General features: G+C 62.0%; 27 protein-coding genes. 6 read left to right on the top strand and 21 right to left on the bottom strand.

Annotation, left to right across the window (positions count from 1 at the left end; translation table 11 throughout):
* The first annotated feature begins 188 nt into the window (after positions 1-188).
* Both ACTJKE_RS01315 and ACTJKE_RS01310 read left to right on the top strand, forming a co-directional pair.
* On the top strand, positions 189-1004 hold the full coding sequence (locus tag ACTJKE_RS01315; protein WP_440659834.1) for a protein-disulfide reductase DsbD domain-containing protein: 816 nt from the start codon (positions 189-191) through the stop codon (positions 1002-1004).
* A 74-nt stretch (positions 1005-1078) separates the two neighbouring features.
* Positions 1079-1564 carry a peroxiredoxin gene (locus ACTJKE_RS01310; RefSeq protein ID WP_057250664.1) on the top strand — a complete coding sequence of 162 codons (486 nt, stop codon included), beginning with the start codon at positions 1079-1081 and terminating at the stop codon, positions 1562-1564.
* Between the two features lie 47 nt (positions 1565-1611).
* On the opposite strand, the gene rnhA is transcribed toward ACTJKE_RS01310, so the two are convergent.
* The 13 genes from rnhA to coxB all read right to left on the bottom strand — a co-directional run bounded on the left by rnhA (position 1612) and on the right by coxB (position 11571).
* Complete coding sequence (gene rnhA / locus ACTJKE_RS01305) at positions 1612-2079, bottom strand: ribonuclease HI (protein WP_057250667.1); 468 nt, start codon at positions 2077-2079, stop codon at positions 1612-1614.
* Positions 2076-3056, bottom strand: a complete 981-nt coding sequence (locus ACTJKE_RS01300) for a homoserine kinase (protein WP_058325493.1) — start codon at positions 3054-3056, stop codon at positions 2076-2078. The genes rnhA and ACTJKE_RS01300 overlap by 4 nt, the downstream gene beginning before the upstream one ends.
* Before the next feature lie 39 nt (positions 3057-3095).
* The gene (gene ispH / locus ACTJKE_RS01295) at positions 3096-4106 is read right to left on the bottom strand and encodes a 4-hydroxy-3-methylbut-2-enyl diphosphate reductase (protein ID WP_058325492.1); all 1011 of its coding nucleotides are present in this window, start codon (positions 4104-4106) and stop codon (positions 3096-3098) included.
* A gap of 3 nt (positions 4107-4109) precedes the next feature.
* Complete coding sequence (locus ACTJKE_RS01290) at positions 4110-4475, bottom strand: DUF1304 domain-containing protein (protein ID WP_110878078.1); 366 nt, start codon at positions 4473-4475, stop codon at positions 4110-4112.
* Between the two features lie 56 nt (positions 4476-4531).
* Positions 4532-5296, bottom strand: a complete 765-nt coding sequence (locus ACTJKE_RS01285; RefSeq protein WP_112995326.1) for an SURF1 family protein — start codon at positions 5294-5296, stop codon at positions 4532-4534.
* On the bottom strand, positions 5265-5648 hold the full coding sequence (locus ACTJKE_RS01280) for a DUF983 domain-containing protein (RefSeq protein WP_112995325.1): 384 nt from the start codon (positions 5646-5648) through the stop codon (positions 5265-5267). Before ACTJKE_RS01280 ends, ACTJKE_RS01285 begins: the two co-directional genes overlap by 32 nt.
* Complete coding sequence (locus ACTJKE_RS01275) at positions 5645-6133, bottom strand: L,D-transpeptidase family protein (RefSeq protein ID WP_112995324.1); 489 nt, start codon at positions 6131-6133, stop codon at positions 5645-5647. The genes ACTJKE_RS01280 and ACTJKE_RS01275 overlap by 4 nt, the downstream gene beginning before the upstream one ends.
* Before the next feature lie 104 nt (positions 6134-6237).
* Positions 6238-7116 (bottom strand): cytochrome c oxidase subunit 3, encoded by an 879-nt coding sequence (locus ACTJKE_RS01270; RefSeq protein WP_057250682.1) that lies wholly within the window; start codon positions 7114-7116, stop codon positions 6238-6240.
* Positions 7117-7180: 64 nt separating this feature from the next.
* The gene (locus ACTJKE_RS01265; RefSeq protein ID WP_057250684.1) at positions 7181-7774 is read right to left on the bottom strand and encodes a cytochrome c oxidase assembly protein; all 594 of its coding nucleotides are present in this window, start codon (positions 7772-7774) and stop codon (positions 7181-7183) included.
* Positions 7775-7785: 11 nt separating this feature from the next.
* Positions 7786-7926 carry a hypothetical protein gene (locus ACTJKE_RS01260; RefSeq protein ID WP_043619862.1) on the bottom strand — a complete coding sequence of 47 codons (141 nt, stop codon included), beginning with the start codon at positions 7924-7926 and terminating at the stop codon, positions 7786-7788.
* A complete protein-coding gene (locus ACTJKE_RS01255; protein ID WP_112995466.1) occupies positions 7926-8882 on the bottom strand; it encodes a heme o synthase in 957 nt (318 codons plus the stop codon). Before ACTJKE_RS01255 ends, ACTJKE_RS01260 begins: the two co-directional genes overlap by 1 nt.
* A gap of 98 nt (positions 8883-8980) precedes the next feature.
* The gene (gene ctaD / locus ACTJKE_RS01250) at positions 8981-10669 is read right to left on the bottom strand and encodes a cytochrome c oxidase subunit I (protein ID WP_057250686.1); all 1689 of its coding nucleotides are present in this window, start codon (positions 10667-10669) and stop codon (positions 8981-8983) included.
* A 20-nt stretch (positions 10670-10689) separates the two neighbouring features.
* The gene (coxB, locus tag ACTJKE_RS01245) at positions 10690-11571 is read right to left on the bottom strand and encodes a cytochrome c oxidase subunit II (protein WP_440659836.1); all 882 of its coding nucleotides are present in this window, start codon (positions 11569-11571) and stop codon (positions 10690-10692) included.
* A gap of 341 nt (positions 11572-11912) precedes the next feature.
* Between coxB and ACTJKE_RS01240 the strand changes: the two genes are divergently transcribed.
* Positions 11913-12467, top strand: a complete 555-nt coding sequence (locus tag ACTJKE_RS01240; protein WP_373419799.1) for an invasion associated locus B family protein — start codon at positions 11913-11915, stop codon at positions 12465-12467.
* 134 nt (positions 12468-12601) lie between these two features.
* On the opposite strand, the gene ribB is transcribed toward ACTJKE_RS01240, so the two are convergent.
* The 3 genes from ribB to ACTJKE_RS01225 all read right to left on the bottom strand — a co-directional run bounded on the left by ribB (position 12602) and on the right by ACTJKE_RS01225 (position 18218).
* Entirely contained in the window at positions 12602-13702 is a 1101-nt protein-coding gene (gene ribB, locus ACTJKE_RS01235; protein WP_112995322.1) for a 3,4-dihydroxy-2-butanone-4-phosphate synthase, read from the bottom strand.
* A 126-nt stretch (positions 13703-13828) separates the two neighbouring features.
* Positions 13829-14929, bottom strand: coding sequence for a chorismate synthase (aroC, locus tag ACTJKE_RS01230; RefSeq protein WP_058320384.1), 1101 nt, complete (start codon positions 14927-14929; stop codon positions 13829-13831).
* A gap of 115 nt (positions 14930-15044) precedes the next feature.
* Positions 15045-18218: a bifunctional diguanylate cyclase/phosphodiesterase gene (locus ACTJKE_RS01225; RefSeq protein WP_440691054.1), complete on the bottom strand. Its 3174-nt coding sequence runs from the start codon at positions 18216-18218 to the stop codon at positions 15045-15047.
* A 295-nt stretch (positions 18219-18513) separates the two neighbouring features.
* Between ACTJKE_RS01225 and ACTJKE_RS01220 the strand changes: the two genes are divergently transcribed.
* Positions 18514-18774 (top strand): DUF1344 domain-containing protein, encoded by a 261-nt coding sequence (locus ACTJKE_RS01220; RefSeq protein WP_057250698.1) that lies wholly within the window; start codon positions 18514-18516, stop codon positions 18772-18774.
* Positions 18775-18868: 94 nt separating this feature from the next.
* On the opposite strand, the gene ACTJKE_RS01215 is transcribed toward ACTJKE_RS01220, so the two are convergent.
* The 4 genes from ACTJKE_RS01215 to ACTJKE_RS01200 form a co-directional block, all read right to left on the bottom strand.
* Positions 18869-19453, bottom strand: a complete 585-nt coding sequence (locus tag ACTJKE_RS01215; protein ID WP_058320385.1) for a histidine phosphatase family protein — start codon at positions 19451-19453, stop codon at positions 18869-18871.
* 47 nt (positions 19454-19500) lie between these two features.
* On the bottom strand, positions 19501-20319 hold the full coding sequence (fabI, locus tag ACTJKE_RS01210; RefSeq protein ID WP_057250703.1) for an enoyl-ACP reductase FabI: 819 nt from the start codon (positions 20317-20319) through the stop codon (positions 19501-19503).
* 208 nt (positions 20320-20527) lie between these two features.
* Positions 20528-21634 (bottom strand): DnaJ C-terminal domain-containing protein, encoded by a 1107-nt coding sequence (locus tag ACTJKE_RS01205; protein WP_057250705.1) that lies wholly within the window; start codon positions 21632-21634, stop codon positions 20528-20530.
* Positions 21635-21842: 208 nt separating this feature from the next.
* On the bottom strand, positions 21843-22295 hold the full coding sequence (locus ACTJKE_RS01200; RefSeq protein ID WP_057250707.1) for an RT0821/Lpp0805 family surface protein: 453 nt from the start codon (positions 22293-22295) through the stop codon (positions 21843-21845).
* A 141-nt stretch (positions 22296-22436) separates the two neighbouring features.
* Here ACTJKE_RS01200 and pdxH point away from each other — a divergent pair, with 141 nt between their 5' ends.
* Positions 22437-23057 carry a pyridoxamine 5'-phosphate oxidase gene (gene pdxH / locus ACTJKE_RS01195; protein ID WP_057250709.1) on the top strand — a complete coding sequence of 207 codons (621 nt, stop codon included), beginning with the start codon at positions 22437-22439 and terminating at the stop codon, positions 23055-23057.
* Positions 23058-23068: 11 nt separating this feature from the next.
* Here the strand turns inward: pdxH and ACTJKE_RS01190 are convergent, their stop codons facing one another.
* The gene (locus ACTJKE_RS01190) at positions 23069-24109 is read right to left on the bottom strand and encodes a polysaccharide deacetylase family protein (protein ID WP_057251091.1); all 1041 of its coding nucleotides are present in this window, start codon (positions 24107-24109) and stop codon (positions 23069-23071) included.
* 231 nt (positions 24110-24340) lie between these two features.
* Here ACTJKE_RS01190 and ACTJKE_RS01185 point away from each other — a divergent pair, with 231 nt between their 5' ends.
* Positions 24341-25600, top strand: a complete 1260-nt coding sequence (locus ACTJKE_RS01185; RefSeq protein WP_373419807.1) for a D-alanyl-D-alanine carboxypeptidase family protein — start codon at positions 24341-24343, stop codon at positions 25598-25600.
* Positions 25601-25752 lie beyond the last annotated feature (152 nt).

Here is a 25752-nt window from a genome sequence, read left to right as displayed (position 1 = left end):
CAGCCTACCAATTCACCGCGAAATGAAAAGCGCCTCAGCGTCGCGGCCGGGAAATATTGCACGCACGACGTTCACTTCGCCGTGTCCGATCAAGCGATTATGATCGTTGCTCTCTTCGCAGCGTCTGGAGCAGCATCGGCAAAAGCGATATTGCTTCCCACATGATCCAACGCTCCACACATCAGAACATGGCCCAGTTCATTGGCGCGGCAAGCCTCATCGCCGCTTTTTTTCTTGCCGTCGCTGCACAGGCGGCCACCAGCGATTGGGTGACCTCTCCAGGCGGCATGATCCGCCTCGTCGCAGCCCAACCCAGGCAAGATGGCACGATCCCCGCAACGCTCGAAGTCAATCTTAACGCTGGCTGGAAGACCTATTGGCGCGAGCCCGGCGCAAGCGGCATCCCTCCGCAGGTGACGATCGATCCGGCGAGCGGCGTCGTACTCGAGAAGGTCGGCTTCCCCGTGCCGAAGACGTTCGACGATGGCGTGGTGCGCTATGTCGGCTACGACAAGTCGGTCGCTTTCCCGCTGACGCTGAAGCGCGTCCAGGGCACAGGCGACGTGACCATTCGCGCCTCGGTGTTTCTCGGCATCTGCGAAGACATCTGCATCCCGGTTCAGGGCGAGTTGACGCTGGCCTTGAAGCAGGGCGATTTCGACAATCCGCTCGACAGCGCGCGCATCGATGACGCCGTTGCCGCCCTGCCGGAAGCGCCATCCAAGGACTTTGCCATCACGGCGAGCCGCTATGATGCGGAAAAAACCGTGCTGCACCTCTCCGTGCATTTGCCTGATGGCGCGGACCATCCGGAACTGTTCTTGGCCGGCCCTTCCGACGTTTCCTTCGGCAAGCCCGAGATCGCGGTCGAGGGCGAGACGGGCCTCAGCGCAGCCGTCCCGGTTCGGCTCTCCGGCAAGGACAGGGAACTCAAGGGCAAGCCGATCGTTGTCACCATACGAGCCAAGGGCCGCAGCATGGAGACGACCCTTGCCTTTGATTAGGCCGCATCTATAGTCCGCCGAGTTCTCCGACGAGCGCGGAGAAGCGAAGACGCAAGCAACGCAAGGAGAGTGCCGTGACCATTGCCGTCGGAGACAAACTGCCAGCCGCAACCTTCAAGGAAAAAACCGCCGACGGTCCGGTGGAGGTCACCACCGATCAGCTCTTCGCGGGCAAGCGCGTCGTGCTCTTCGCCGTTCCAGGTGCCTTCACGCCCACCTGCTCGCTCAACCATCTGCCAGGTTACCTCGAAAACCGCGACGCGATCCTTGCCCGCGGCATCGACGATATCGCCGTCGTCTCGGTCAACGACCTGCATGTGATGGGTGCCTGGGCAACCGCATCCGGCGGCATGGGCAAGATCCACTTCCTTTCCGACTGGAACGCCGCTTTCACCAAGGCACTCGGCATGGACATCGACCTGTCGGCCGGCACGCTTGGCGTCCGCTCGAAGCGCTATTCGATGCTGGTGGAAGACGGCGTGGTGAAGTCGCTCAATCTCGAAGAAAGCCCGGGACAGGCGACCGTTTCCGGCGCTGCGGCGATGCTCGAGCAGCTCTGAGCGCAGAAGTACGTGCAAATGGAAACGGGCCTCAACGGGCCCGTTTTTCATTTCACGAGAAGAGAGTCCGGACGGCGCCCCTTCTTGTAGGGTTCCATGCCCTTGCGGGCGAGCTCGTCGGCGCGCTCGTTTTCCGGATGGCCGGCGTGGCCCTTGACCCAATGCCAGGTCACCTTGTGTCGGCGGTTGGCTTCGTCCAGCGCCTGCCAGAGTTCGCCATTCTTCACCGGCTTCTTGTCCGCGGTTTTCCAGCCGTTCTTCTTCCAGCCGTGGATCCACTTGGAGATGCCGTCCATCACATATTTGCTGTCGGTATGCAGATCGACCTCGCAGGCGCTCTTCAGCGCATCGAGCGCCGAGATCGCCGCCAACAATTCCATGCGGTTGTTAGTTGTCTCGGCTTCGCCGCCGGAGAGTTCCTTTTCCACCTCGCCGTAGCGCAGCACGGCGCCCCAGCCGCCCGGCCCCGGATTGCCGGAGCAGGCGCCGTCCGTGAAGATGTCGACGTGTTTCATGCCCGGCCCTCTTCGCGTCTCAGGCCGTATTCAGCGCTCGAAGCGATGGCGCGGTGGAAGCGGATCTTCGTCAGATATTCGAGCGGATCTTTCTTGACCACGAGCGCGCCGGCAGGCGTCATCAGCCAATCATAGAGCCGCGTCAGGAAGAAGCGCAGCGCCGAGCCGCGGCAGAGCAGCGGCAGGGCGTCGACCTCCGCCGGCGTCAGCTTGCGCACGCTCTCGTAGCCCGAAAGCATCGCCATGCCCTTGGTGATGTTGTAGGAGCCGTTTTTCTCGAAGCACCAGGAATTCAGGCAAACGGCAACGTCATAGGCGAGATAGTCGTTGCAGGCGAAGTAGAAGTCGATCAGGCCGGAAAGCTGGTCGCCGAGGAAGAAGACATTGTCCGGGAAGAGATCGGCGTGGATGACGCCATCCGGCAAGGACTGCGGCCAATGACGTTCCAGATGCTCGAGTTCCGCCGATATCTCGTCCTTGAGACCCGACTGCACCTCGTCCGCGCGCGCCTCTGAATTGACCCAGAGTGGCCGCCAGCCGCCAACCGAAAGCGCATTGGTGCGCTTCAGCGCGAAGCCTTCGCCGGCAAGATGCATGGCGGCAAGCGCCTTGCCGACCTCGTGGCAGTGTTTTGCCTCGGGCTTCCTCAGCCACATGCCTTCGAGGAAGGAGATGACGGCGGCAGGGCGGCCGGAGAGCTCACCGAGCAGCTTGCCATCTGCCCGCGGCAGAGGTAGCGGGCAGGACAGGCCGCCGTCGGCCAGATGGTGCATCAATCCCAGGAAGAATGGCAGGTCATCGGCGTTCACCCGCTTCTCGTAAAGCGTGAGAATGTAGGAACCCTTGGTCGTGTGCATCAGGAAATTGGAATTCTCGACGCCCTCGGCGATCCCCTTGTAGGAGGTCAGCTGACCGACGTCATAGGCGGTGAGAAAACGGGAGAGATCGTCTTCCGTGATATCGGTGTAAACTGCCAAGGGCTTCCACTCTCAAGAAAATGCGGGCAAGAAATGTGATTATTCGCCGTTGACGAAGGCCATGTCGGCTGCTGTCAGCGGCACATGGCGGATCTCGCGGTTGACGAGGAAGTTTTCGTTTTCCTCGACCGTATCGGCAAGTTCCACCTGCGCTTCATAGCGTTCGCGGAATGCCTCGATGATCTCGTTGACGATCACTTCGGGCGCCGAGGCGCCGGCCGACAGACCTACCGTCGAGATATCGCCCATCTCATCCCAGTCGATTTCCGATGCACGCTGCACCAGCACGGACTTCTTCGCGCCGGCCCGCAGCGCCACTTCGACCAGTCGCTTGGAATTGGAAGAGTTGGGCGCGCCGACGACGAGGAACAGGTCGCAACCCGGCGCCGCCTGCTTCACCGCCTCCTGGCGGTTGGTGGTGGCGTAACAGATAGAATCTGCAGCCGGCGCCGTCAGGTTTGGAAAGCGCTCGTGCAGCCGCTTGATTACGCCGGCCGTATCGTCGACCGACAACGTCGTCTGGGTGACGAAGCCGAGATTGTCCGGGTCCGGCGGCTGGTAGACGTCGGCATCTTCGACCGTTTCGACGAGCGATACGGCGCCTTCCGGCAATTGCCCCATGGTGCCGATCACCTCCGGATGGCCGGCATGGCCGATCAGCACGACGTGGCGGCCAAGGCGGTGATGGCGCATCGCCTGCTTGTGGACCTTGGAGACCAGCGGGCAGGTGGCGTCGAGATAAAAGAGATTGCGGGCGTCAGCATCCGCAGGCACCGATTTCGGCACGCCATGGGCCGAGAAGACCACCGGCTGCTTGCGGTGCTCCGGCGGGATCTCGTCGAGCTCTTCGACGAAGATCGCGCCCTTGGCCTCAAGGCCCTCGACGACATAGCGATTGTGCACGATCTCGTGGCGGACATAGACGGGCGCACCGAACTCCTTCAGCGCCAGGACGACGATCTGGATCGCCCGGTCGACGCCGGCGCAAAAACCGCGCGGCCCGCAGAGGCGAATGGTGATCGGGGATTTTGCTGCCGCTGATGATGCCATGGGTCAGAATGCCAATAGAAGGAAAACAAGCGCTGCGATCGCCGGGCCGCCCTGGATTAAGAGGATGCGCGGCTTGACCGACCACGCGCCATATATAGCGGCAACGATCACGCACACAAGGAAGAACACCTTCAGCTCGAAGGCAAAGGACGGTTCCGACTGGATCAACGACCAGAACAGGCCGGCCGCGAGAAAACCATTGTAAAGCCCCTGGTTGGCGGCAAGGACCCGCGTTGTCTCCGCCTGCTCCTGCGTCATGCGGAAGACAGCCCTCCCCCGAGGCCCGGTCCACAGGAACATCTCGAGCACGAGAAAGCCGACATGCAGCAAGCCCGTCAACGCAATCAGAGTGTTCGCGATAATCGCCATCCTTGTTCCCCGCTGTTGATCCCTTCAGCAGGGTTAGCACGGCGGCGCCGTCCGGGCTATCGCCCGCGGCGCGCCACGTAAATGCCGCTGACCAGCACCAGAGCTGCCGCCAGCCCATACCAGGTCAAGGCGTATTGCAGATGGTTGTTGGGTAGGTCGAACTGGGTAACGCCGCCGATCGGCAGGCCGCCAGGGTTGGGTGTCGCATCGGCATCGACGAACATCGGCAGCACCTTGTCGGCCGGAAGACCGACCGACGACGCCATTGTGTCGAGATCCTTCCAGTAGAAGATGTTCTTGGCGAGATCATTGTCCGGAACGAGCGATGACGGCTTTTCGGTGAGCTTCGGCCTTGCGAGGCCGTTGATGCCAACGAAGGCCGGAAGCTCACCCGCGAGACGGGTCGACGAATCCTTCTGTTCGAAGGGCACGAAGCCGCGATTGACGAAGAGCACGCGGCCATCGTCGAGCGTCAGCGGCGTGAAGACGTAATAGCCGGTGCGGCCGTTAAAGGTCGCGAAGAAATGCCGCTCCTTGCTGTGATCGAAGGTGCCTGTAACCGTGACGGTGCGGTAATCGATATCCACGCCGTCAGCGAGCATCTTCTCGATGTCGCCAAGCGACACCGGAGGCGCCGACCGACGCTCCTGGATCGCCGTCAGCAGGCCTTCCTTCCAGTGCAGCCGCTGCATCTGCCAGGTGCCGAGCGAGATAAGGATGGCGAAGGCGAAGGCGAGCAATAGGAAGGCGCCGAGGCGTCCGAGGAGGCCGCGCTTCTTGACTTCGATCTCAGCCACGGTCGATTTCGCCCGGGCGCGCATTGTTGCGATACTGCAGGTTGATCAAGACGCCCTTCAGCATACGTGTCAGTCCGAGGCTGAGGATGGTCGCGAGCGGGATCCACAACAGGAAATGCAGCCAGAGCGGTGGGTTGAAGTTGACCTCCGCCCAAAGCGCCGCGCCAACGACGACGAAGCCGACGATCAGGATGACGAAGACCACCGGGCCATCGCCGGAATCGGCAAAGCGATAGTCCAGGTCGCAGCTTGTGCAGGCCGGTTTGACCTTGAGGAAACCGTCGAACAGCTTGCCCTGGCCGCAGCGCGGGCAAAGCCCCTTGATCCCTGTCATCACCGGGTCCACTGGCGGGAAATGTGCCTTGTCTTCGCTCACGGCTTGATCTCGATCGGCGTGTTGTTGGGGACCATCGTCCAGATTTCTTCCATTTCGGCATTGGTAACGGCAATGCAGCCATTCGTCCAATCGAAGCGCTGCGTCAAAAACGCCAGCCAACCGAAATAATTGGGCTGGCCATGGATCATGATCATGCCGCCGGGATCGACCCCATTTGCGACCGCGGCCTTGGTATCTTGCGGTGCCGGATAGGAGACGTGGATGGATTTGTAGTAGCCGCTTCCCGGATTGCGCCAATCGAGGAGATAGAGCCCTTCAGGCGTCTTCTCGTCGCCTTCCTGCCGCTTGTGACCAACGGGGTTACCGCCGAGCGCGACCGCATATTCGCGGATCGTCTGGCCACCGTGAAAGAGCTGCAAGAGCCGCCGTTCCTTGTGGACGACGACCCTATCCGCAACGTCGGCCGCCGCAGCCGAGACGGAGCCGGCCAGCACCGCCATGACCATGATCGACGCAACCCGCATTTCGCACCCCCCCGTCGCGTTACCATCATCACAAGCCACCAAAAGAACAAGGCGGCTGCATGGCTGCAACCGCCCTGTTTATAAAGATCGCGATGCTCGCGCTATCAGCCGTGAGCGATCGGCGCACCCCAGCTGCCCCAGATGTAGATGGAGAAGAAGAGGAAGAGCCAGACGACGTCAACGAAGTGCCAGTACCAGGCGGCCGCTTCGAAGCCGAAGTGCTGCTTGGGCGTGAAATCGCCACGCAGGGCACGGATGAGGCAGACGAGCAGGAAGATCGTGCCGACCAGAACGTGGAAGCCGTGGAAGCCGGTCGCCATGAAGAAGGTCGCGCCGTAGATCGAGTCCTTGAAGGCGAACGGAGCGTGGGCGTATTCGTAGCCCTGAACGAAGGAGAACAGCACGCCGAGCGCGACCGTCAGCATCAGGCCCGAGATCAGGCCCTTGCGGTCGTTGTGCAGGAGCGCGTGGTGTGCCCAGGTGACCGTCGTGCCCGAAAGCAGCAGGATGACGGTGTTGTAGAGCGGCAGGTGCCACGGATCGAGCACTTCGATGCCCTTCGGCGGCCAGACGCCGCCGGTGAAGGTGGCGCGGGTTGCCTGGATGGCTTCGCCCGGGAACAGGCTCGCATCGAAGAAGGCCCAGAACCAGGCCACGAAGAACATCACTTCCGAAGCGATGAACATGATCATGCCGTAGCGCAGGTGCAGCGACACGACACGGGTGTGGTGGCCCTCATGCGCTTCCTTCACCGTATCCGACCACCAGCCGAACATCGTGTAGAGAACGATGATGAGACCGGCGAGCAGGATCCAGACGTTGGCGAGCTCGAGGCCAAAGATCTTCAGCGAGCTGCCTGCGAGGTAACGCATGTAGCAGATGCCGCCGAAAGCCATGACGAAGGCGCCGATCGAGGCAAGCAACGGCCAGGGGCTCGGGTCGATGATGTGGTAGTCGTGATTCTTCTGATGCGCACCGGCCATGTCAGTAATCCCCGAAATGTCTCTCTCTTGTCGCCCTTCCGGCATAGCCGAAAAGGACCTCCAGTCAAAGTTTGTTCTCTTCCGTCTTCACCTGCGCCACCGGTTTCGACGGTTCGCGCGGGTAGAAGGTGTAGGAAAGCGTCAACGTCTTGATGTCCTTGGTCTCCACCGCCTTGACGATCTCCGGATCGACGAAGAATACCACTGGCATCTCCATCTCCTCTCCCGGCTGCAGCGTCGTCTCAGTGAAGCAGAAGCACTGTACCTTGTTGAAATAGGCACCGGCCTGCATCGGCGTGACGTTGAAGGTCGCCTGGCCCGTCGTCGGCTTCGACGACAGGTTCTTCGCCCGGTACATCACCTGCACGGTTTCGCCGATGCGGATATCGATGTCGCGCTGGACCGGCTTGAACTCCCAGGGCAGACCGCCCGAGGTGTTCGCGTCGAAGGTGACCCTCACCTTCTCGTCCAGGATCACGTCCGAAGCCTGCTCGACGCGCTGCGTCGTACCGTTATAGCCGGTGACGCGGCAGAACATGTCGTAGAGCGGCACGGCGGCATAGGCCATGCCGACCATGCCGGCGACGAAGGCAAGGCAAGTGCCGACGACGACGCGGTTCGAGCGCTGTTTGGGCGTGGTTTCCGATGAATTCGTCATGCCATCCCGCCTCAGTTGACCATGCCGTTGCCGAACTTGATCAGCGTGACGATGTAGAACAGGACGACAAGCCCGAAGAGGACGAAGCCGAGCGCGATGTTGCGACCGCGGCGCGATTTCTTCTGGGCATCAGTGAGCTTGACGGTTTCCATCAGGCAATACTCCCGGCGTGCAGCCAGATATTGACGATCAGGTGATCCGCCATCAGGGCGGAGAAGATCACGAACAGATACATGATCGAGAAGGCAAACAGCTTCTTGGCGGGCAGCATGCGCTCATCCGTCTCAGGCATGCGCAGCACGCCGATCGAATACCCGATGAAGCCGAGACCGAGGGCCGCTGCCACGAGGCCGTAACCGATGCTCGCGAAACCGAGCAAGGTGGGACAGATACCGATCAGCGCGGTCAGCACGGCATAGATGACGATCTGCTTCTTGGTGGTCGCCTGGCCGCAGACATTCGGCATCATCGGCACGCCGACGGCGCCATAGTCGCCCATCTTGAAGAGGGCAAGCGCCCAGAAATGGGCTGGCGTCCACAGGAAGGTGATCAGGAAGAGAACGATGCTTTCGATCGATACGGCGCCGGTGACGCAGGCCCAGCCGATCATCGGCGGGAAAGCACCGGCCGCACCGCCGATGACGATGTTCTGCGGCGTCGAGCGCTTCAGCCACATCGTGTAGATGACCACGTAGAAGAAGATTGTGAAGGCGAGCAACCCGGCTGCGAGCCAATTGACGGCGAGCCCGAGGATGATCACGGAAAAGGCGGAGAGCGTCAGACCGAAAGCCAGCGCTTCCTGCGGCAGGATCTTGCCTGCCGGGATCGGGCGCTTGGCGGTACGGCTCATCACTGCGTCGATATCGGCGTCATACCACATGTTCAGCGCACCGGAGGCGCCGGCGCCGACGGCGATGCAGAGAATAGCGATGAAGCCGATGAAGGGATTGATGTGGCCCGGCGCGAGCACCAGCCCGGCGAGTGCCGTAAAGACGACGAGGGACATGACACGTGGCTTCAGAAGCTCGAAATAATCGCGCGCAGAGGCTTCGGACAGGCGCGCAACGCCTTCCATGCCGACTGCTTCGTGATTGTCGATGACCGTCATGTCGTGTCCCTGTGCAAGTCCCGGCCGCAATGGCCGTGTGTCGCCGGTTTCCCGGCGGGGTGAAGCCGCCGGAACCGGCGGCTTCTGTTCGTTGCCCGTCACTTGATGCGCGGGAGCTGCTCCCACTGGTGGAACGGCGGCGGCGACGACAGCTGCCATTCCAGAGTGTTCGCGCCCTCGCCCCACGGGTTGTCGCCTGCGACGCGCTTCTTGGCGAAGGCTTCGAAGACGCCGAAGAGGAAGATCAGCACGCCGACGGCTGCGATGTAGGAGCCGTAGGACGAAACCATGTTCCAGCCGGCATAGGCATCCGGATAGTCGATGTAGCGGCGCGGCATGCCGGCGAGGCCGAGGAAGTGCTGCGGGAAGAAGATCAGGTTCACGCCAATGAACATGACCCAGAAGTGCAGCTTGCCGACGAACTCGGAGTACATGTAGCCGGTCATCTTCGGGAACCAGTAGTACCAGGCCGCGAAGATCGCGAAGACGGCGCCGAGCGACAGAACGTAGTGGAAGTGAGCAACCACGTAGTAGGTGTCGTGCAGCGAACGGTCGAGGCCGGCGTTGGCGAGCTGAACGCCCGTGACGCCACCGACGGTGAACAGGAAGATGAAGCCGATCGCCCAGACCATCGGGGTCGTGAAGCGGATCGAACCACCCCACATCGTCGCGATCCACGAGAAGATCTTAACGCCGGTCGGAACAGCGATAACCATCGTCGCGAAGACGAAGTAGCGCTGCGTGTCGAGCGACATGCCGACGGTGTACATGTGGTGCGCCCACACGATGAAGCCGACGGCGCCGATCGCGACCATGGCGTAGGCCATACCGAGGTAGCCGAAGATCGGCTTGCGCGAGAAGGTGGAGACGATGTGGCTGACGATGCCGAAGCCCGGCAGGATCAGGATGTACACTTCCGGGTGACCGAAGAACCAGAACAGGTGCTGGAACAGGATCGGGTCGCCGCCGCCTTCAGGCGCAAAGAAGGCCGTGCCGAAGTTGCGGTCGGTGAGCAGCATGGTGATGCCGCCTGCCAGAACCGGCAGCGAGAGCAGAAGCAGGAAGGCGGTGATCAGAACCGACCAGGCAAAGAGCGGCATCTTGTGCAGCGTCATGCCCGGAGCGCGCATGTTCAGGATCGTAGTGATGAAGTTGATCGCACCGAGGATCGAGGATGCGCCAGCGATGTGCAGGCCGAGGATCACGAAATCCATGGCCGGCCCGGGCATGCCCGATGTCGAGAATGGCGGATAGATCGTCCACCCGCCGCCTGCACCATAGGCACCGGCCGGTCCCTCGACGAACATCGACAGGAGCACCAGCAGGAAGGCCGGGATGATCAGCCAGAAGGAGATGTTGTTCATGCGCGGGAACGCCATGTCCGGCGCACCGATCATGATCGGAACCATCCAGTTGGCGAAGCCGCCGATCAGCGCGGGCATGACCATGAAGAAGATCATGATGAGCGCGTGCGCGGTCGTGAACACGTTGAACATGTGCTTGCCGCCGTCGATGGCAGCATCACCCTCGAAGCCGTAGACCATCTGCGCCAGACCGTGGAAGATCTGGATGCCCGGCTCCTGCAGTTCGGCGCGCATGAACACCGAGAGCGTGCCGCCGATGATGCCCGCGAAAATCGCGAAGATCAGGTACAGCGTGCCGATGTCCTTGTGGTTGGTCGACAGGAACCAGCGCTGAAAGAAGCTCAGAGGCTTATGCGCATGGTCTGCGTGGCCATGATCGGAGTGATCATGGCGTTGATCGTGATGAACGGCTGTTCCAGCCATGGGTCGAGCTCCCCTTCCGATTACTGTGCGGCGTTTGCGGCGACGTCGACGGTCTTGGCCGCATCGATGGACGCCATGAGCGCCTTGTTCGCATCGCCGAGATTGGTAGCGGCGGCTGCGAGCCAGGTGTCGTATTTTTCCTGCGAAACAACGCGGATCGCGATCGGCATATAGGCGTGATCCTTGCCGCAGAGCTCGGAACACTGGCCGTAGTACAGACCTTCGCGGTCAGCCTTGAACCAGGTTTCGTTCAGGCGGCCGGGAACGGCATCGATCTTCACGCCGAAGGCAGGCATTGCGAAGGCATGGATCACGTCGGCGGCGGTGACGAGGACACGAACCGTCTTGCCGACTGGAATGACAACTTCGTTGTCGACGGCGAGCAGGCGCGGATATTCCTTCTTGTCTTCCTTGCCGAGGGCGGCGCGATCTTCATCCTTCACCAGCAGGCTGTCGAAGGAGAGCGGGCTTTCGCCGACTTCATATTCATAGGACCAGTACCACTGGTTGCCGGTCGCCTTGACTGTCAGGTCCGGATTGGCCGGCGGCGTGAGCTGCGCGGTCAGGAGCTGGAAGGACGGAATGGCGAGGAAAAGAAGCACGATGACCGGACCGACGGTCCAGACGACTTCGATGGCGGTGTTGTGGCTGGTCTTGGAGGGAACCGGGTTAGCACTCTCGCGGAACTTGACCACGACGATGACCAGCAGGAGGAGAACGAAGAGGGTGATCGGAATGATGAACCACAGGGTATAATGTTCAAACCACGTGATTTCTTCCATGATGCCCGTAGCGGCCGACTGAAAGTTTGTCTGCCAATCGACAGGCTTGTCAGCAAAGGCGCTCGAAGCAAAAAGCAGACAGGCAAGCGCTGCCAGAACTGCATAAGCCTTGTTTTTCACAATATGTCTCCCCAATGCGCTTGATCAGGATCAAACCGGAACGCAGAATCCCTGCGATACTGCTGCGCTTCAAACCACAGTTTGTCCGATGCCGCAACATCTGACCAATCAACCCCATGCGGCATTTTTGCACAAACGCATCTTTTCACACAGGCACCCCTTAGAAGCCGTCACGAATCGACTTATATGACGTCTTCCGCGCCCCTAAAGGCGCGATCGCACGCGGTTCGCGCGGCAACACACGGGATAGGGCCTTAACCCGCCCAATTTCCGCCATATGACGCTGGAATGTGCCCCGCAGGGCTTTTCATTTATTCCCGCGCGCTTCAAGAATAGCCCTGATGATTCGACGTTTTGAGGTTTACATGGGCCTGCCCCTCTTTTCGCGACTGTCGGCCTTCGCCGCCTTCGGCCTTGCCGTTCTCGCTCTCCCCGCTCAGAGCCTGGCCCAGCAGCCCGCCGGAACACCCGGCACGGTCAAGTCCAACCACGGCGCGTGGTCGATCGTTTGCGATCAGCCGGCAGGCGCATCCACCGACCAGTGCGCGCTGATGCAGAACGTCATTGCCGAGGACCGGCCGGAAGTCGGCCTGTCGGTGGTCGTGCTGAAGACGGCGGACCGCAAGGCGAAGATCCTGCGCGTGCTCGCTCCGCTCGGCGTGCTGCTGCCAAACGGCCTCGGCCTCAATGTCGACGGCAAGGATATTGGCCGCGCCTACTTCGTGCGCTGCTTCTCCGACGGCTGCTATGCGGAAGTCGTGCTTGAAGATGAATTGCTGAAGACCTTCCGCTCCGGCGCGACGGCGACCTTCATCGTCTTCCAGTCGCCGGAAGAAGGCATCGGCATCCCGGTCGATCTCAAGGGCTTCGGCGAAGGCTACGACGCGCTGCCGTGATCGGTCGCCGGACCCCACGCAAACAAGACACAGGGCCGCGCTTCGAGCGCGGCTTTTTTATTGGCAGCCGCCGGCACAAACGACAAAGCCCGGATCGACGATCCGGGCTTTGTCGTATTTAGAGACGTCAAGCTTTAGATGATATCGGTTCCGGCGATCTTGATGCCGAAGCCTTCGAGGCCGACATAGTGGCGCTCCCGCGAGGCAAGAAGGCGGATAGAACTGATGCCGAGATCCTTCAGGATCTGGGCGCCGAGGCCGATTTCCAGCCATTCGTTCTCGCGCGCCTGCGCCTCGTCATGTGCTTCACGATCGTGTTTGCCCTTGCGGGCCGTTTGCGACACGCCGACGCCGACCGATCCTTCGCGCAGGTAGACGATGACCCCCCTGCCCTCGTCGGCCATGCGCTTCATGATGCGATCGATCTGGCAGTCCTTGCCGAACACGTCGGCGCCGACATTTTCGAGATGCAGGCGGACCGGAATGTCAACGCCATCGCGAATATCGCCGAAGACGACGGCGAGATGCTGCATCGGATCCCAGGGCAGCGAATAGGAATGCCCCTTGGCCGCACCGTAGGGTGTTTCGATATCGAAGGATCCGCCCTGCTCGATCAGGGTTTCCTTGCGTTGGCGGTAGGCGATGAGGTCGGCGACCGAAACCTGTTTCAGCCCATGGGTCTCGGCAAAGCTCGCGACCTGCGGTCCGCGCATGACGGTGCCGTCATCGTTGACGAGTTCGCAGATGACGCCGATCGGCGGCAGGCTTGCGAGCTTGCAGAGGTCGACGGCGGCTTCCGTGTGACCGGAGCGCATGAGAACGCCGCCTTCGCGGGCGACCAACGGGAAGATGTGGCCCGGGCGAACGAAGTCCGTCGGCCCGACATTGGGGTTGGCGAGGTTGCGCACCGTCAACGTACGGTCATCGGCGGAAATGCCGGTCGTGGTGCCGTGCTTGAAATCGACCGAGACGGTGAAGGCCGTCGTATGGGCAGAATCGTTTTCAGCAACCATGGCATTGAGGTTGAGGCGTTTCGCCTCCTCGCGCGGCATCGGCGTGCAGACGATGCCCGACGTGTGGCGCACGATGAAGGCCATCTTCTCCGGCGTGCAATGCACCGCGGCGACGATCAAATCGCCCTCGTTCTCGCGGCCGTCATCATCGGTCACGACAACGATTTCGCCGGCCTCGAAGGCGCGGATGGCGTCGACGACACGCTTCTGGTCATAGGACATGGTGCTCTTCCCGAAATAGAGGGCGAATTACTTACAGCGCCGCGCGTCTCGTAGACGAGCAAAGGTCGCTGTAACACTTTAAGTTGCTGCATAATTTTGTCCTTAAATCGATTCCGATTTAAGGAATTATGCAGTAAGCCGGCCGGTCTGGCCGCGGTCACGCAGGTAGTGATCGGCGATCGTGCAGGCAAGCATCGCCTCGCCGATCGGCACGGCGCGGATGCCGACGCAGGGGTCGTGGCGGCCCTTGGTGCGGACATCGACTTCCTTGCCATCGCTGTCGACCGAGCGGCGCTCGGTGAGGATCGACGACGTCGGCTTGATGGCAAAACGCGCGATCACGGGTTCGCCGGTGGCGATGCCGCCGAGAATACCGCCGGCATGATTGGAGAGGAAGACCGGCTTGCCGTCGGCGCCGATGCGCATCTCGTCGGCGTTCTCCTCACCGGTGATCTCGGCCGCACCGAAGCCGTTGCCGATCTCGACGCCTTTGACGGCGTTGATCGACATCAGGTTGGAGGCAATGTCCTGATCGAGCTTGGCATAGATCGGCGCGCCGATGCCGGCGGGCACGCCCTCGGCGACCACTTCGACGACGGCGCCGATCGAGGAGCCGGCCTTGCGGATGCCGTCGAGATATTCCTCCCAAACCGGCACGATCTCCGGATCCGGCGCGAAGAAGGGGTTGTTGCCCACCTCGGCCCAATCCCAGTTGGCCCGGTTGATCTTGTGCTTGCCGATCTGGACGAGGGCGCCGCGCACGACGAGCCCCGGAACGACCTTGCGGGCGATGCCGCCGGCGGCAACGCGCGCCGCGGTCTCGCGCGCCGAGGAACGGCCGCCGCCGCGATAGTCGCGGATGCCGTATTTCAGATCATAGGTGTAGTCGGCGTGGCCAGGACGGTAACGCTTGGCGATCTCGGAATAGTCCTTCGAACGCTGGTCGGTGTTCTCGATCAGCATGGAGATCGGCGTCCCGGTCGAGATCATCGTCTCGCCGTCCTCGTCGAACATCACGCCGGAGAGCACCTTGACGAGATCATCCTCGCGGCGCTGCGTCACGAAACGCGACTGCCCGGGCTTGCGCTTGTCGAGCCAGGCCTGAAGTTCGGCGAGCGTGAAACGGACGCCGGGCGGGCAACCATCCACCACGCAGCCAAGCGCCGGGCCGTGGCTTTCGCCCCAGGTGGTGACGCGGAAGAGGTGACCGAAAGTGTTATGCGACATGAAGGCTACCGGACCTTAAGCAAGCAACGGCCGTACGTTTTTCGTACACGGATGCCCTCTCTTAGTGGAAAGCCGGGGACGGGGAAAGACTTTTGCGCCTGCCGCCGTCGCTTCGTCACGATGCCAGGCGCAGGCTGCGGTCGGTCGCAAAGGCGAGGAACTTCTCCGCGCTCAACGGCCGGGAGAAGGCATAGCCCTGCAGGACGTCGCAGCCGAGGATGCCGAGCATCTCCGCATGTGCCATCGTCTCGACACCTTCGGCAACGGTCTCGATGTTGAGCGAGCGGGCGATCTCGATGATCGAACGGACCAGGGCCTGCTCCCGCCGCGCGCTCAGAACCGGAACGACGAGCTGCCGATCGATCTTCAGCCGCTTCGGCTTGATCTTCAGCAGGCTGACGATCGAGGTATGACCGGTGCCGAAGTCATCGAGCTCGATATCGATGCCGAGTTTCTTGATACCTTCGATGTTGGTGGCAACGATGTCGTCGCTCTCGTCGAGGAAGATCGATTCCACCAGTTCGAAACAGATCTGGCCGGGCGCGATGCTCAAGCCTTCGAGCGAGGACAGCAGATCATCCTCCTGAAGCCGCTTCGCCGAAACGTTGACGGAGATCTTGGGAACTCTGAGGCCGGCGGCCGCCCAGCGCATGTGGTCGATCAGCGATTTCTCCAGCACGAGGCGATCAAGCGCCGCCATGACATTCAATTCCTCCGCGATGCCAAGGAAACGATCCGGCGTCAGGATGCCCTCACGCGGGTGGTTCCAGCGCACCAGCGCCTCCACCCCGCACAGCGCAAGCGTGGTCGCGTCGAACTGTGGCTGATACCAGGGTTCGAACTCGTCCCGTTCGATGCCTTCGAGGATCTCGTCGGCGATCCGCTTGGCCGTCACCACTTCGGCCTGCAACACCTCGGTGAAGAACTGATAACGATTACGGCCCGCCTCCTTGGCCCGGTAGAGCGCGATATCGGCATTGACGAGCAGCTTGCGCGCATCGATCTCCGCGCCACGGCCCACCGCCACACCGATGCTGACACCGAAGCGGCAGGGAAAACCGTTGTAATCGACCGGCTGGCGCATCGCGGCGATGATCCGGTCACAGCGCGCCGCCAGCGCCGCCTCGCCCGGCGCACCGGTGACCGCGACCACGAACTCATCACCACCGATGCGGGCGATGATATCGCCGGGCCGGATATTTGCCCGGAGGATTTCGGAAGCGTGGATCAGCATGGCGTCCCCGGCTGCGTGGCCGAGCGTGTCATTGATCTGCTTGAAACGGTCGAGATCGATATGGAGGATGGCGATATCCTCGAGATCACCGGCCCTCGCCAGCCGCTCCAGCGCCTTGTCGAGCATGCGGCGATTTCCAAGACCGGTCAGGGGATCGTGCAGGGCGTTGTGCTCGATCCGTACCCGCGCCTGCTCCAACTCGGCGTTCTTCGCATCCGCCATCGCCTTGGCTGCCCGCAACTGCTCGGTCATCAGCACGTCTTCGGTGACGTCGAGCGCCATGCCGACGAATTTGCGTGCGCCATCCGGCGCCACATGAAGCTTGCCGACCGACCGGATGTGGCGGACGCCGCCAGCCGGCAGAAACACGCGCGCCTGGTGCACATAGGTCTCGTCCGCCGCGATTGCGCGGTTGACCGCGTCCAGCGCCGGCGCCCGATCATCGGGATGAAGCGCGGTGAGCCATGTCTCCTCGTTGGTGGTCCCATCGGTGTAGACGAGGCCGTAGAGCTGGTGCATGCGGTCGTCCCAATAGGTCAGTCCGCTATCGAGGTCCGCCTCCCACATGCCGCATCGATAGGAATCGAGTGCCAGGTCGAGCCGGCGTGAAAGCAGTTCAAGATCCTGCTCACGCTCGTAAAGACCTTTCAGTGCCTGTTCGAGCTCGAGGTTCTGTTGATCGACCTGGGCCTTGGCCGCAGTCAGCCGCTCGGTCTTCATAACGTCGTCTGTGACGTCCCAACTGATGCCGGTGACCTTTGCGCGCCCATCGGCGCCGCGGTGGCTGGATCCGACGTTGCGGATGTGGCGCAAGGTTCCGTCAGACAGCACGACCCGGTATTGCGAGCGATATTCCAGGCCGTCGTCCAGGCTGCGGAACAGCGCGTTGGCGGCGATGCCGATGTCCTCCGGATGCACTGTTGCGCGCCACTCCTCATAGGTCGGTTCCTCCAGATGGACCTCCAGCCCATGCAGGTGGAACATGCGATCGTCCCAGGAGCGCTGCTGCGTTTCGACGTCGATCTCCCAGACGCCGATCTTGGACGCGTCGAGCGCGAGGTTCAGCCGGTGGGAGAGCGTCATCACCTCCCCTTCCCGCGCTTTCAGCTTGGCAATGTTGCGCTGCCGTTCGTTGAAGAGCCCGCCGGTCAAGAGGATCGGGATTACCACGATTGCGACAGCGGCGGCGATCGCCAAGCGAATGGCATCGATGTTTTCGGGAAGCTGGTCCCACTCGCCAACCGGCATGGCTGCGAGCTCCCAAGCGCCACCCGCCAGATCCAGCCGACGCGTCACCGGTGCCTTGCGGAAAAGCGCGTCGTCGCCGAAGAACGCATCCTGGATCCGCTCCTGCTCGGAGATATCCCTGATCGCGAGGTGAACGTCGACGTGGCGATGATCCTTCGTCAGTTCCGGCGTTTCGCTACCCGCCTCCAGAAGACGCGCGGCGCGATAGAGCGCCCTTTCATCGATGATGGCCTCGACATAGCCCCAGCGCTCCATCCGTCCCTGGATCTTGGAAAAGACAGGCAAGAAAAGCTCGAAGCCGTTGCGGCCGCTCGGCAAGCGAATGGGGCCGATCATCACGGGTCTCACCGTCGACGATGCGCGTTCTATCGCGTGCCTTGTCGCGCCGAACCTGTTGAAATCGGTGCCGACGAACCATTGCTGGCTTTCACGCGGAAAGGCGATCCGCACAACACCGGCGGGCGCAGCCGAAGCGCGCACCATCTGCGGGTTCTGGAGAAGAAGCTTCGTTGCCATGACGGTAAAATCGTCAGGCGTCATCGCCGGGTGCACGCCGATGCTGTTGGCAAATCCGTTCAGCGCGGCGATGTTGGTGTTTATCTCCGATTGCAACCGGTTGGCGATGAGGTTCAGTTCGTTCTCGACATCGATCCTGAGGTCACTCTGGAAGTTTTCGCGATTCTGCCGCTCATAGACGTACTCGCCGGCAAACACGACGAGGCCGGCGATCGCCGCTGGTATGAGCGATGGTTTCGCAAATCTGGCTGCCGCCCGAATGCGCTGGCGCAGAACGTCGATGATCTTCAATCTTTTCCCCTCGATCCCCAACCAAAGGTAGCGAGCGAACCTTAAGATTGGCTTTCGTCACAAATCCTTGGAAAACCCTATGATTCATGGGGAAATCAATATTCCGCCTCCCCTACTTCGACGCTCCCCCGCTTGAAAAAAACGATGTCGCCGTCCAGTCTTGCGGCGTCGGACAGGCCATCAAAAAACCGGGGCCTGACGGCCAAAAGCCAAGTTACAAGGCAATTTTTGCCACAATCGGGGACCAAGGGTGATGACAAGAATGTTCGCAGAATCGTTGAAAAGGGCAAGAAAGATGCGTTTTGTCATTGCCGCGCTCATGGCCGCCGCCGGCTTGCTTTCGCCTTTGTCCGCTCTTGCGGAAAGCGCCGACGTGGAAGCGACCATTACGGGTGTCGACACCGAACGTCTCAGCCTGCAGCTCGATGACGGCAAGAGCTACCAGGCACCCGAAGAATTCAATTTCGAGGGCCTGAAGGAGGGCGTGAAGGTGCTGGTCTTCTATACCGAAGTCGATGGCAAGCGGGTCATCAACGACCTCGAAATCGTACAGTAAGCAGCGACCCGTCCCTCAGATCACGCAATTCCGGACGGGAAACCGTTCCATACTTTTCCTGGCATTGCTTTGGGGCGGGTTATCGTTCCGGCCGTCAGATCCAGCCGATGGCACCGCCGGAAATGCGCAGAAGGCGATCCTGCGGGATCGCCGCAGACGCAGCCTCTTCGGCCTCCATTTCTCCAAAGAGCTTGAAAAGCGATCGGATGACACCGCCGTGGCTGACGCAGACGGTCGGCTTCGTCACGTCCTTTAGCCAGGCGGCAACACGCCAGGACAGGATTTCGTAACTCTCGGCATCAGGTCCCGGCGGAATGAAGTCCCACTTCACCGCGCGCCGTTCGGCGATCCTTTGCGGCGCCGAGCGCTTGAGCTCGGGAAGCGTGTGCCCTTCCCAGTCACCGAAGGATACCTCCTTCAGCCGTTCGTCGGTACGGTAGGCGGCGGGATCGAGCCCCATCGCCAGCCTCACGCGCTCCATGGTCTCGCGCGTGCGGCCAAGCGGGCTCGCGACGAAATCGAAATGCGCGGCGTCGGTGCCGAGGATACCGGCGAGTGCTGCGCCATTGCCGGTCGCCTGCTGGCGACCGAAATCATTGAGCGGGATGTCCTTCTGCCCCTGGAGCCGGCTTTCGGCATTCCAGTCGGTCTGTCCGTGACGGATCACATAGATCAGCACAACATGTCTCCGGGCAGCGGGGCCGTCGAACCGGCAAGCCGTGCCGATCAGTCCTTGAGCACGGAGATATCGGGCGCGTCCACCGCCTTCATGCCGACGACATGGTAACCGCTGTCGGCGTGGTGGACTTCACCGGTGACCGAACGCGAGAGGTCGGAGAGCATGTAGAGGCCGACGTCGCCGACTTCCTCGATCGTCACGGTGCGGCGCAGCGGCGCGTTGTACTCGTTCCACTTGAGGATATAGCGGAAGTCGCCGATGCCGGAGGCGGCCAGGGTCTTGATCGGGCCGGCGGAGATGGCGTTGACGCGAATGTTCTTCGGGCCGAGGTCGACCGCGAGGTACTTCACGCTGGCTTCGAGCGCAGCCTTGGCGACACCCATGACGTTGTAGTTCGGCATTACCTTTTCGGCGCCGTAGTAGGTCAGGGTCAGCATCGAGCCGCCATCGGTCATCAGCTTTTCAGCACGACGGGCAACCGCGGTGAACGAGTAGACCGAAATCTGCATCGTCTTGGCGAAGTTCTCGGGCGAGGTATCGACGTAGCGGCCGGTGAGTTCGTCCTTGTCGGAGAAACCGATCGCGTGCACCACGAAGTCGATCTTGCCCCATTGCTTTTCGAGCGTATCGAAGACGGCGTCGATGCTGGCTTCGTCGCTAACGTCGCAATGGCCGGCCATGAAGCCGTCGATCTCGGCGAGCAGCGGCTCGACGCGCTTCTTGAGCGCATCACCCTGATAGGTCAACGCAACTTCACCACCCTGCGCGTGGATGGCCTTGGCAATGCCCCATGCGATGGAACGGTTGTTTGCAACGCCCATAATGACGCCGCGTTTGCCCTTCATCAGACCGGATGCCTGAGCCATGGTAAGTCCCCAATACTATTTCCAGCAACGGCCGGCGCCGGTGCCAAAGTTCACAAATGTCATAGACACCCCACCGAACGGGTGCGGCAAATTGTCGAGAATTGCCTATGGCATAGTGGCAAGGGTGGTTCAAGCGCGCCTGAGATCAGGAACTGTTAGTCCCCGTAATATTGGTTCAAAGTGTCAGCGAACTGTCACAAATCGACCGTCACAGATAGAATCCGTCGCGCTGCGACTTCATCAGATCGGTCACCTTCTCATCCGGCGTGTCTTTCAGGACCAGCCGCAGCTCCACCAGGAGATCGCCATGGGTCCCGTAGGTTCCGGGCAGGCCCTGGCCTGCGAGACGGATGATCTTGTCCGAACCGGACCAGGCCGGCACGACGACGGTGACCGGACCAACCGGCGTCTCGATGCGCTCCTCGCAGCCGAGGACAGCACCCTGCAGATCGATCGGTAGGGTCGTGAGCAGGTCAAGGCCACGGGTGCGGAAGGTGCCGCTCTGATCGACCCTGAGCGTGACGACGACATCGCCGCGACTCATGCCGGTGACGCGATAACCCTGTTCCGCCAGGCGAATGGTCTGCCCATCGACGGCACCCGGGGGAATTTGAACCTTCAGGCTCTCGCCATCCGGAAGTTCGACAGTCAAGCGCTGGCGATTGATCAGGTCCCGGATGCTGACAGCCAGATCGACGGTAAGGTCGGGCACCTTCTCGGCGGTCTTTGCTGCGCGGCCGCGGATGCGCCGGACGATGGCTGCGACGAGTTCGGCTGCGGGCGCTGCGGCGCGCTGCATGAGCGGCGTATCCGTCCTGGCGACGGCTTCCGGCTGCGCCTCGGCCGCGGGTTCAGGCTTTACCTCGGCAGCTTGAGCCGTGCGTTCCGGCTCCTTGGCCGCTGTCGGTTTCGGCGCGGGCTTGGGCGATGGGTTCGCCGCCGGCTTCGGCGATGGCCGGGCCGACTTGGCACGTGCTTCGGCGCCGAAGATCTGCGAGATGGCGTCCTCGGCGGTCTCCGCGTCGACGGGCGCCTCCTCCTGCACATTGCCACGCATCTTTGCCTTCATCGCCTCCATGCGACGAAGCTCGGCCTCGCGGCGCGCATAGTCGTAGCGACTCCTGAGCTTCGGATCGCGCAGAAGCTCATAGGCCTTGCCTGCCTCGGCAAAGCGCTCGGCGGCAGTGGGGTCGTCCTGGTTATGGTCCGGATGCACGGCCTTTGCCAGCGAACGCCAGGCCGCCTTGATTTCGTCCTGCCCGGCGTTGCGCCGGACACCGAGGATCGCATAGGGATCACGCATGGCTTCTACCATCTTCTCTGATCGGCGGCCTCTCCTTGATGCCCGCCTTATGCCCCGAATGAAGGCGTCATTGTCGCCCGTCCACTGAGCATCGATGATCTGGAGAACTTGCTAAATAGTGGTTAGCCGCAACGGCGCCACCGGCTCTGGAATGAGCGTCGCGGACGATCGTTCGCACTTTTAGAGAATTGTGGTTAATCGCGAATTTCCGAGCGCTATCTCAGGCGCGCGGGCCGAAGCTCGTCAGATACCAGGCGCCATCGCCGCCCTGGCACGTGCTGCCGTCGAACTTTGCGATGCCCTCGTAGGAATGGCGCGTCGTGGTGAAGCGGCGGCAGAGCATGCCGCTCGCGCGGTCTTCCTGAATGATGCTGATGACACCGGCGCTGCCAGAAGTCGCGTTGGCCCAAGGGATCGGGTTGATGCTACCGCCACCGAGTTCGGCCGATGTCACGGCATTGCGGACCATCACGGCGTCGGAGAGGCCATCGGAGGTCTTGGCGACGGGAACGGTACCCGTCGCGACCGTGCGGTCGACGCCGCTGCCAAAGAAATCGAGGCCCGCGCCCATGCAGCCAGAAAGCACCAGGACCGGCAGGCAAATTGCCGCGCTACGCAGCAAGGCGAAGGAATACCCCTTCTTGGTATCGATCCACTTTGCTATGTCTTGCACGGCAATCCTGTCAGACTCGCTGGAGCCGCACGCTGCTCGAGAAGGTCAACGTACAGGCTCCGACATTTTTGATGCGGAAACACCGGTCGGGTTCATCCCGAAGCATTTCCGCGCCAGACATCACGGCATTGGAAGGCAATAATGGCGGCGAATGAGTTAACAAGCGGTGACTTCACCGAATCAAATGAGCCCTTTTCCCTGTTTGGCACATGGCTGAAGGACGCGGAAGGCAGCGAAATCAACGACCCGAACGCGGTCGCGCTTGCCACCGTCGACAGCGACGGATTGCCGAACGTCCGCATGGTCTTGCTGAAGGGATTCGACGAACGCGGCTTCGTTTTCTACACGAATTTCGAGAGCCAGAAGGGCCAGGAAATCCTTGGCGCCCGCAAGGCAGCCATGTGCTTCCACTGGAAATCCCTGAGGCGTCAGGTGCGCGTGCGCGGTCCGGTCGAGATCGTGACCGACGAAGAGGCAGACGAATACTTCAAGAGCCGGCCGCGCGGCAGCCGCATCGGCGCCTGGGCATCGAAACAGTCACGCCCGCTAGAAGGCCGCTTCGCACTGGAAAAGGCCGTCGCCGAATACACCGCCCGCCACGCACTCGGCGAGATCCCGCGCCCGAGCTATTGGTCCGGCTTCCGCATCCGCCCGACCTCGATCGAATTCTGGCACGACCGCCCGTTCCGGCTGCATGACCGGATGGAGTTCCGTCGCGCAACACCCGAAGGCGGCTGGGAAAAGGTGCGCATGTACCCTTAATTGGCGGCCGTTCAGGCGCCCGCCAAGCGGAATGGGATGCCGGACGCCAGCGCCGAGACGTAACGTGCCCGCTGGAAATGACCATTCAGCGAAATGCGCGGCAACGCATGAAGGCTGAATTTCGCGCGTTCGACGAGCGTGCCGGGCTGGGTGGTGACCGCGAGGGAAAAACCGAGATCGGCGACGATGCGATGATCGCGTGCCGAGACGGCTGGTGCGTCGCCATAGGGATAGGCGAAGGCCAGAGGCTGCCGGCCGGTAATGGCCTCGACACGCTCCGCCGACTGGCGAATTTCTCGCCTTGCGTCGTCGCCGCTCAGGCGCGCGATTGAGCGATGGCTGATCGTGTGCGCGCCGAGGCTGGCCAGCGGGCTTTCGATCAACCGCCGAAGCCCTGTCTGATCCAAAGTCAGCCGTTCGGTAATCGCCAGCGGATCGATGCCGTGTTCGATCGCTACGGCGTTCAGCAATGCAATGGCCGTCGCTTCATCGCGGCTATGAACGACCGCCGCGACACGATTGAAGGCCGTCTGCTTGTCCGCAGTCGTATGCGTTGGCAGCGTCTCGACACCGTGACCGAAGTCGAACCGCAGCGTCTCCTTCGTCGCGAGCACGTCGGCGAGCGTTTCCCACCAGAGCGTATGGGTTCGATCGATGAAGCCCCCAGTGACAAACACGGTGAAGGGTGCGGCATGGCGCTCGAACACGGGCAGCGCATGCACGAGATTGTTCCGGTAGCCGTCATCAAGCGTAAGACAGGCGATCGGCCCGCCTCCGGCGGCCAGCGCATCCGGCAACTGTTCGAGCGGGACGAAGCGATAGCCGTCACGCTTCAGTGTCGTCAAAGCTGCGTCGAGGAATTCCGGCGTGATCTCCAGATGGGCGTTGGGATCGAAGGCACGCGCAAGCCTCGGCCGGACATGGTGCAGCGTGAAGATCGCCCCCTTGCCGCGCGCACCACCCATCAGCCCGACGCGGCTCAGCCCTCCGGCGACCTCCAGTCCGCCGGCGATGGCGGCGCGGCGAACAATTGTCGCGATCGTGCTCTTGATGTTCGGCCCCATGTTTCCCCGCGGCATACAGGCCTGGAAAGTTAACGGCGAGGGCGTTAAACCTTGTTGAACGGAGAGGACATTCATTGGCCATTTACCACGGCCCCGAAAACAGGGCGGGACCGCCACATTCCGCCCTAAAGTTGCAACAAAGACACGCACCTTGTCACAAAACGAAACAGCTTTGCGCCCGGCCGACGGCGCTTTCCGACGGGGATCGACATGAAAACTTTGCGCTGCCTCCTGCTTGCGATCTTCGCTTTCGCGCTTGGGTCCGCAACGGCAATCGCCGGAACCGCCTCGCTGGTACTGGATGCGCGCACCGGCAAAGTCCTCTCGGCCGAAAACCCTGACGTGCTCAACCATCCGGCCTCGCTGACCAAGATGATGACGGTCTACATGACCTTCGAGGCGCTGCGGCGCGGCGAACTTTCGTGGGACAGCAAAATCAAGGTCTCGAAGGCAGCCGCCGCCAAGCCACCGATGCGCCTCGGCCTCAAGTCCGGCATGACTATCACGGTTCGCGAGGCCGTGCTCGGCATGATCGTGCGCTCAGGCAACGACGCGGCGACGGCGATGGCGGAAAGGCTCGGAGGCTCCGAGGCCAACTTCGCCCGGATGATGACCGCCAAGGCGCGGCAGCTCGGCATGCGCAAGACGGTCTTCACCAACGCCTCCGGCTTGCCGGCCAGCCAGCAGGTGACGACAGCGCGTGAGATGGCGACGCTTGCCGTCGCGCTGATGCGCGACTTTCCCAGAGAATACCGGCTGTTTGCCACCGAGAGCTTCAGCTTCCGCGGCCGCAAGGTCCGCGGCCACAACAATCTGATGTATCGCTACGAGGGCATGGACGGCATCAAGACCGGCTATACCAACGCTTCCGGCTTCAATCTCGTCAGCGCCGTCAAGGACGGCAATCGCCGGGTGGTCGGCGTCGTGCTCGGTGGGCGGTCGGCGCGCAGCCGCGATGCCAAGATGGCGGCACTTCTCGATCGCCATGTCGGCAAGGCTTCGACTAAGATCGGGCGGCAGCTGGTCGCGTCCACCCGCGGCGGGAAGGTGGTCGAGGTGACGTCGGCCGCGACATTGGACGTTCCAATGCCCTTTGCCGCGCCCCAGCGGACGAAGCAGGATTCCGTTGCCGCTTTGATTGCGGCAACATCCACAGCCGCTATACCTGCGGAACGTCCCACCGAGGTGGCTGAGATCGAAACGACGGCGGCGGCACCGGCTGCAGCTGGCGGTTGGCAGATCCAGATTTCAGCGGCACCGTCTGCCGAGGCAGCCCGCATGCTGCTCGCTCAGGCACGCTCCGAAGCCGGCGCTCCCCTCGCCGGAGCCACACCCTACACTGAAGCTGTCGGCAAGGGCGCCAATGCCATCTACCGCGCCCGCTTCGTCGGGTTCTCGAGCCGTGATGCGGCAGCGGCCGCCTGCGATGCGCTCAAGCAGCGCTCCTATGATTGCATGATGCTGCCGTCACGCGGGTGAGCGGAGGCGGCGACAGAGGCAGCCTTCGTCATGTTTCCGCGATGATCCTGCGGAAACGATTGGCGGGCCACCAGTCACATTGCTCCTCGGTGTAGCCAAGGAGCAATCCCTCCTCGCGCTCATCTTCCGCGGCGCCGCACGATCTCGCCAGC

It is taken from the genome of Ensifer sp. 22521, from assembly GCF_052044795.1.
Lineage (GTDB): Bacteria > Pseudomonadota > Alphaproteobacteria > Rhizobiales > Rhizobiaceae > Ensifer.
Note: the sequence above shows the minus strand (reverse complement) of the source record. Positions and strands in the feature narration are given on the sequence as shown.

Bases quoted from the DNA above. Each gene is read 5' to 3' on its own strand.
- ACTJKE_RS01315 (WP_440659834.1), top strand. From the start codon at position 189: ATGGCCCAGTTCATTGGCGCGGCAAGCCTCATCGCCGCTTTTTTTCTT.
- rnhA (WP_057250667.1), bottom strand. From the start codon at position 2,079: ATGAAACACGTCGACATCTTCACGGACGGCGCCTGCTCCGGCAATCCG.
- ispH (WP_058325492.1), bottom strand. From the start codon at position 4,106: ATGGCATCATCAGCGGCAGCAAAATCCCCGATCACCATTCGCCTCTGC.
- ACTJKE_RS01290 (WP_110878078.1), bottom strand. From the start codon at position 4,475: ATGGCGATTATCGCGAACACTCTGATTGCGTTGACGGGCTTGCTGCAT.
- ACTJKE_RS01285 (WP_112995326.1), bottom strand. From the start codon at position 5,296: ATGCGCGCCCGGGCGAAATCGACCGTGGCTGAGATCGAAGTCAAGAAG.
- ACTJKE_RS01275 (WP_112995324.1), bottom strand. From the start codon at position 6,133: ATGCGGGTTGCGTCGATCATGGTCATGGCGGTGCTGGCCGGCTCCGTC.
- ACTJKE_RS01270 (WP_057250682.1), bottom strand. From the start codon at position 7,116: ATGGCCGGTGCGCATCAGAAGAATCACGACTACCACATCATCGACCCG.
- ACTJKE_RS01265 (WP_057250684.1), bottom strand. From the start codon at position 7,774: ATGACGAATTCATCGGAAACCACGCCCAAACAGCGCTCGAACCGCGTC.
- ACTJKE_RS01260 (WP_043619862.1), bottom strand. From the start codon at position 7,926: ATGGAAACCGTCAAGCTCACTGATGCCCAGAAGAAATCGCGCCGCGGT.
- ACTJKE_RS01255 (WP_112995466.1), bottom strand. From the start codon at position 8,882: ATGACGGTCATCGACAATCACGAAGCAGTCGGCATGGAAGGCGTTGCG.
- ctaD (WP_057250686.1), bottom strand. From the start codon at position 10,669: ATGGCTGGAACAGCCGTTCATCACGATCAACGCCATGATCACTCCGAT.
- ACTJKE_RS01240 (WP_373419799.1), top strand. From the start codon at position 11,913: ATGATTCGACGTTTTGAGGTTTACATGGGCCTGCCCCTCTTTTCGCGA.
- ribB (WP_112995322.1), bottom strand. From the start codon at position 13,702: ATGTCCTATGACCAGAAGCGTGTCGTCGACGCCATCCGCGCCTTCGAG.
- aroC (WP_058320384.1), bottom strand. From the start codon at position 14,929: ATGTCGCATAACACTTTCGGTCACCTCTTCCGCGTCACCACCTGGGGC.
- ACTJKE_RS01220 (WP_057250698.1), top strand. From the start codon at position 18,514: ATGCGTTTTGTCATTGCCGCGCTCATGGCCGCCGCCGGCTTGCTTTCG.
- fabI (WP_057250703.1), bottom strand. From the start codon at position 20,319: ATGGCTCAGGCATCCGGTCTGATGAAGGGCAAACGCGGCGTCATTATG.
- ACTJKE_RS01205 (WP_057250705.1), bottom strand. From the start codon at position 21,634: ATGGTAGAAGCCATGCGTGATCCCTATGCGATCCTCGGTGTCCGGCGC.
- pdxH (WP_057250709.1), top strand. From the start codon at position 22,437: ATGGCGGCGAATGAGTTAACAAGCGGTGACTTCACCGAATCAAATGAG.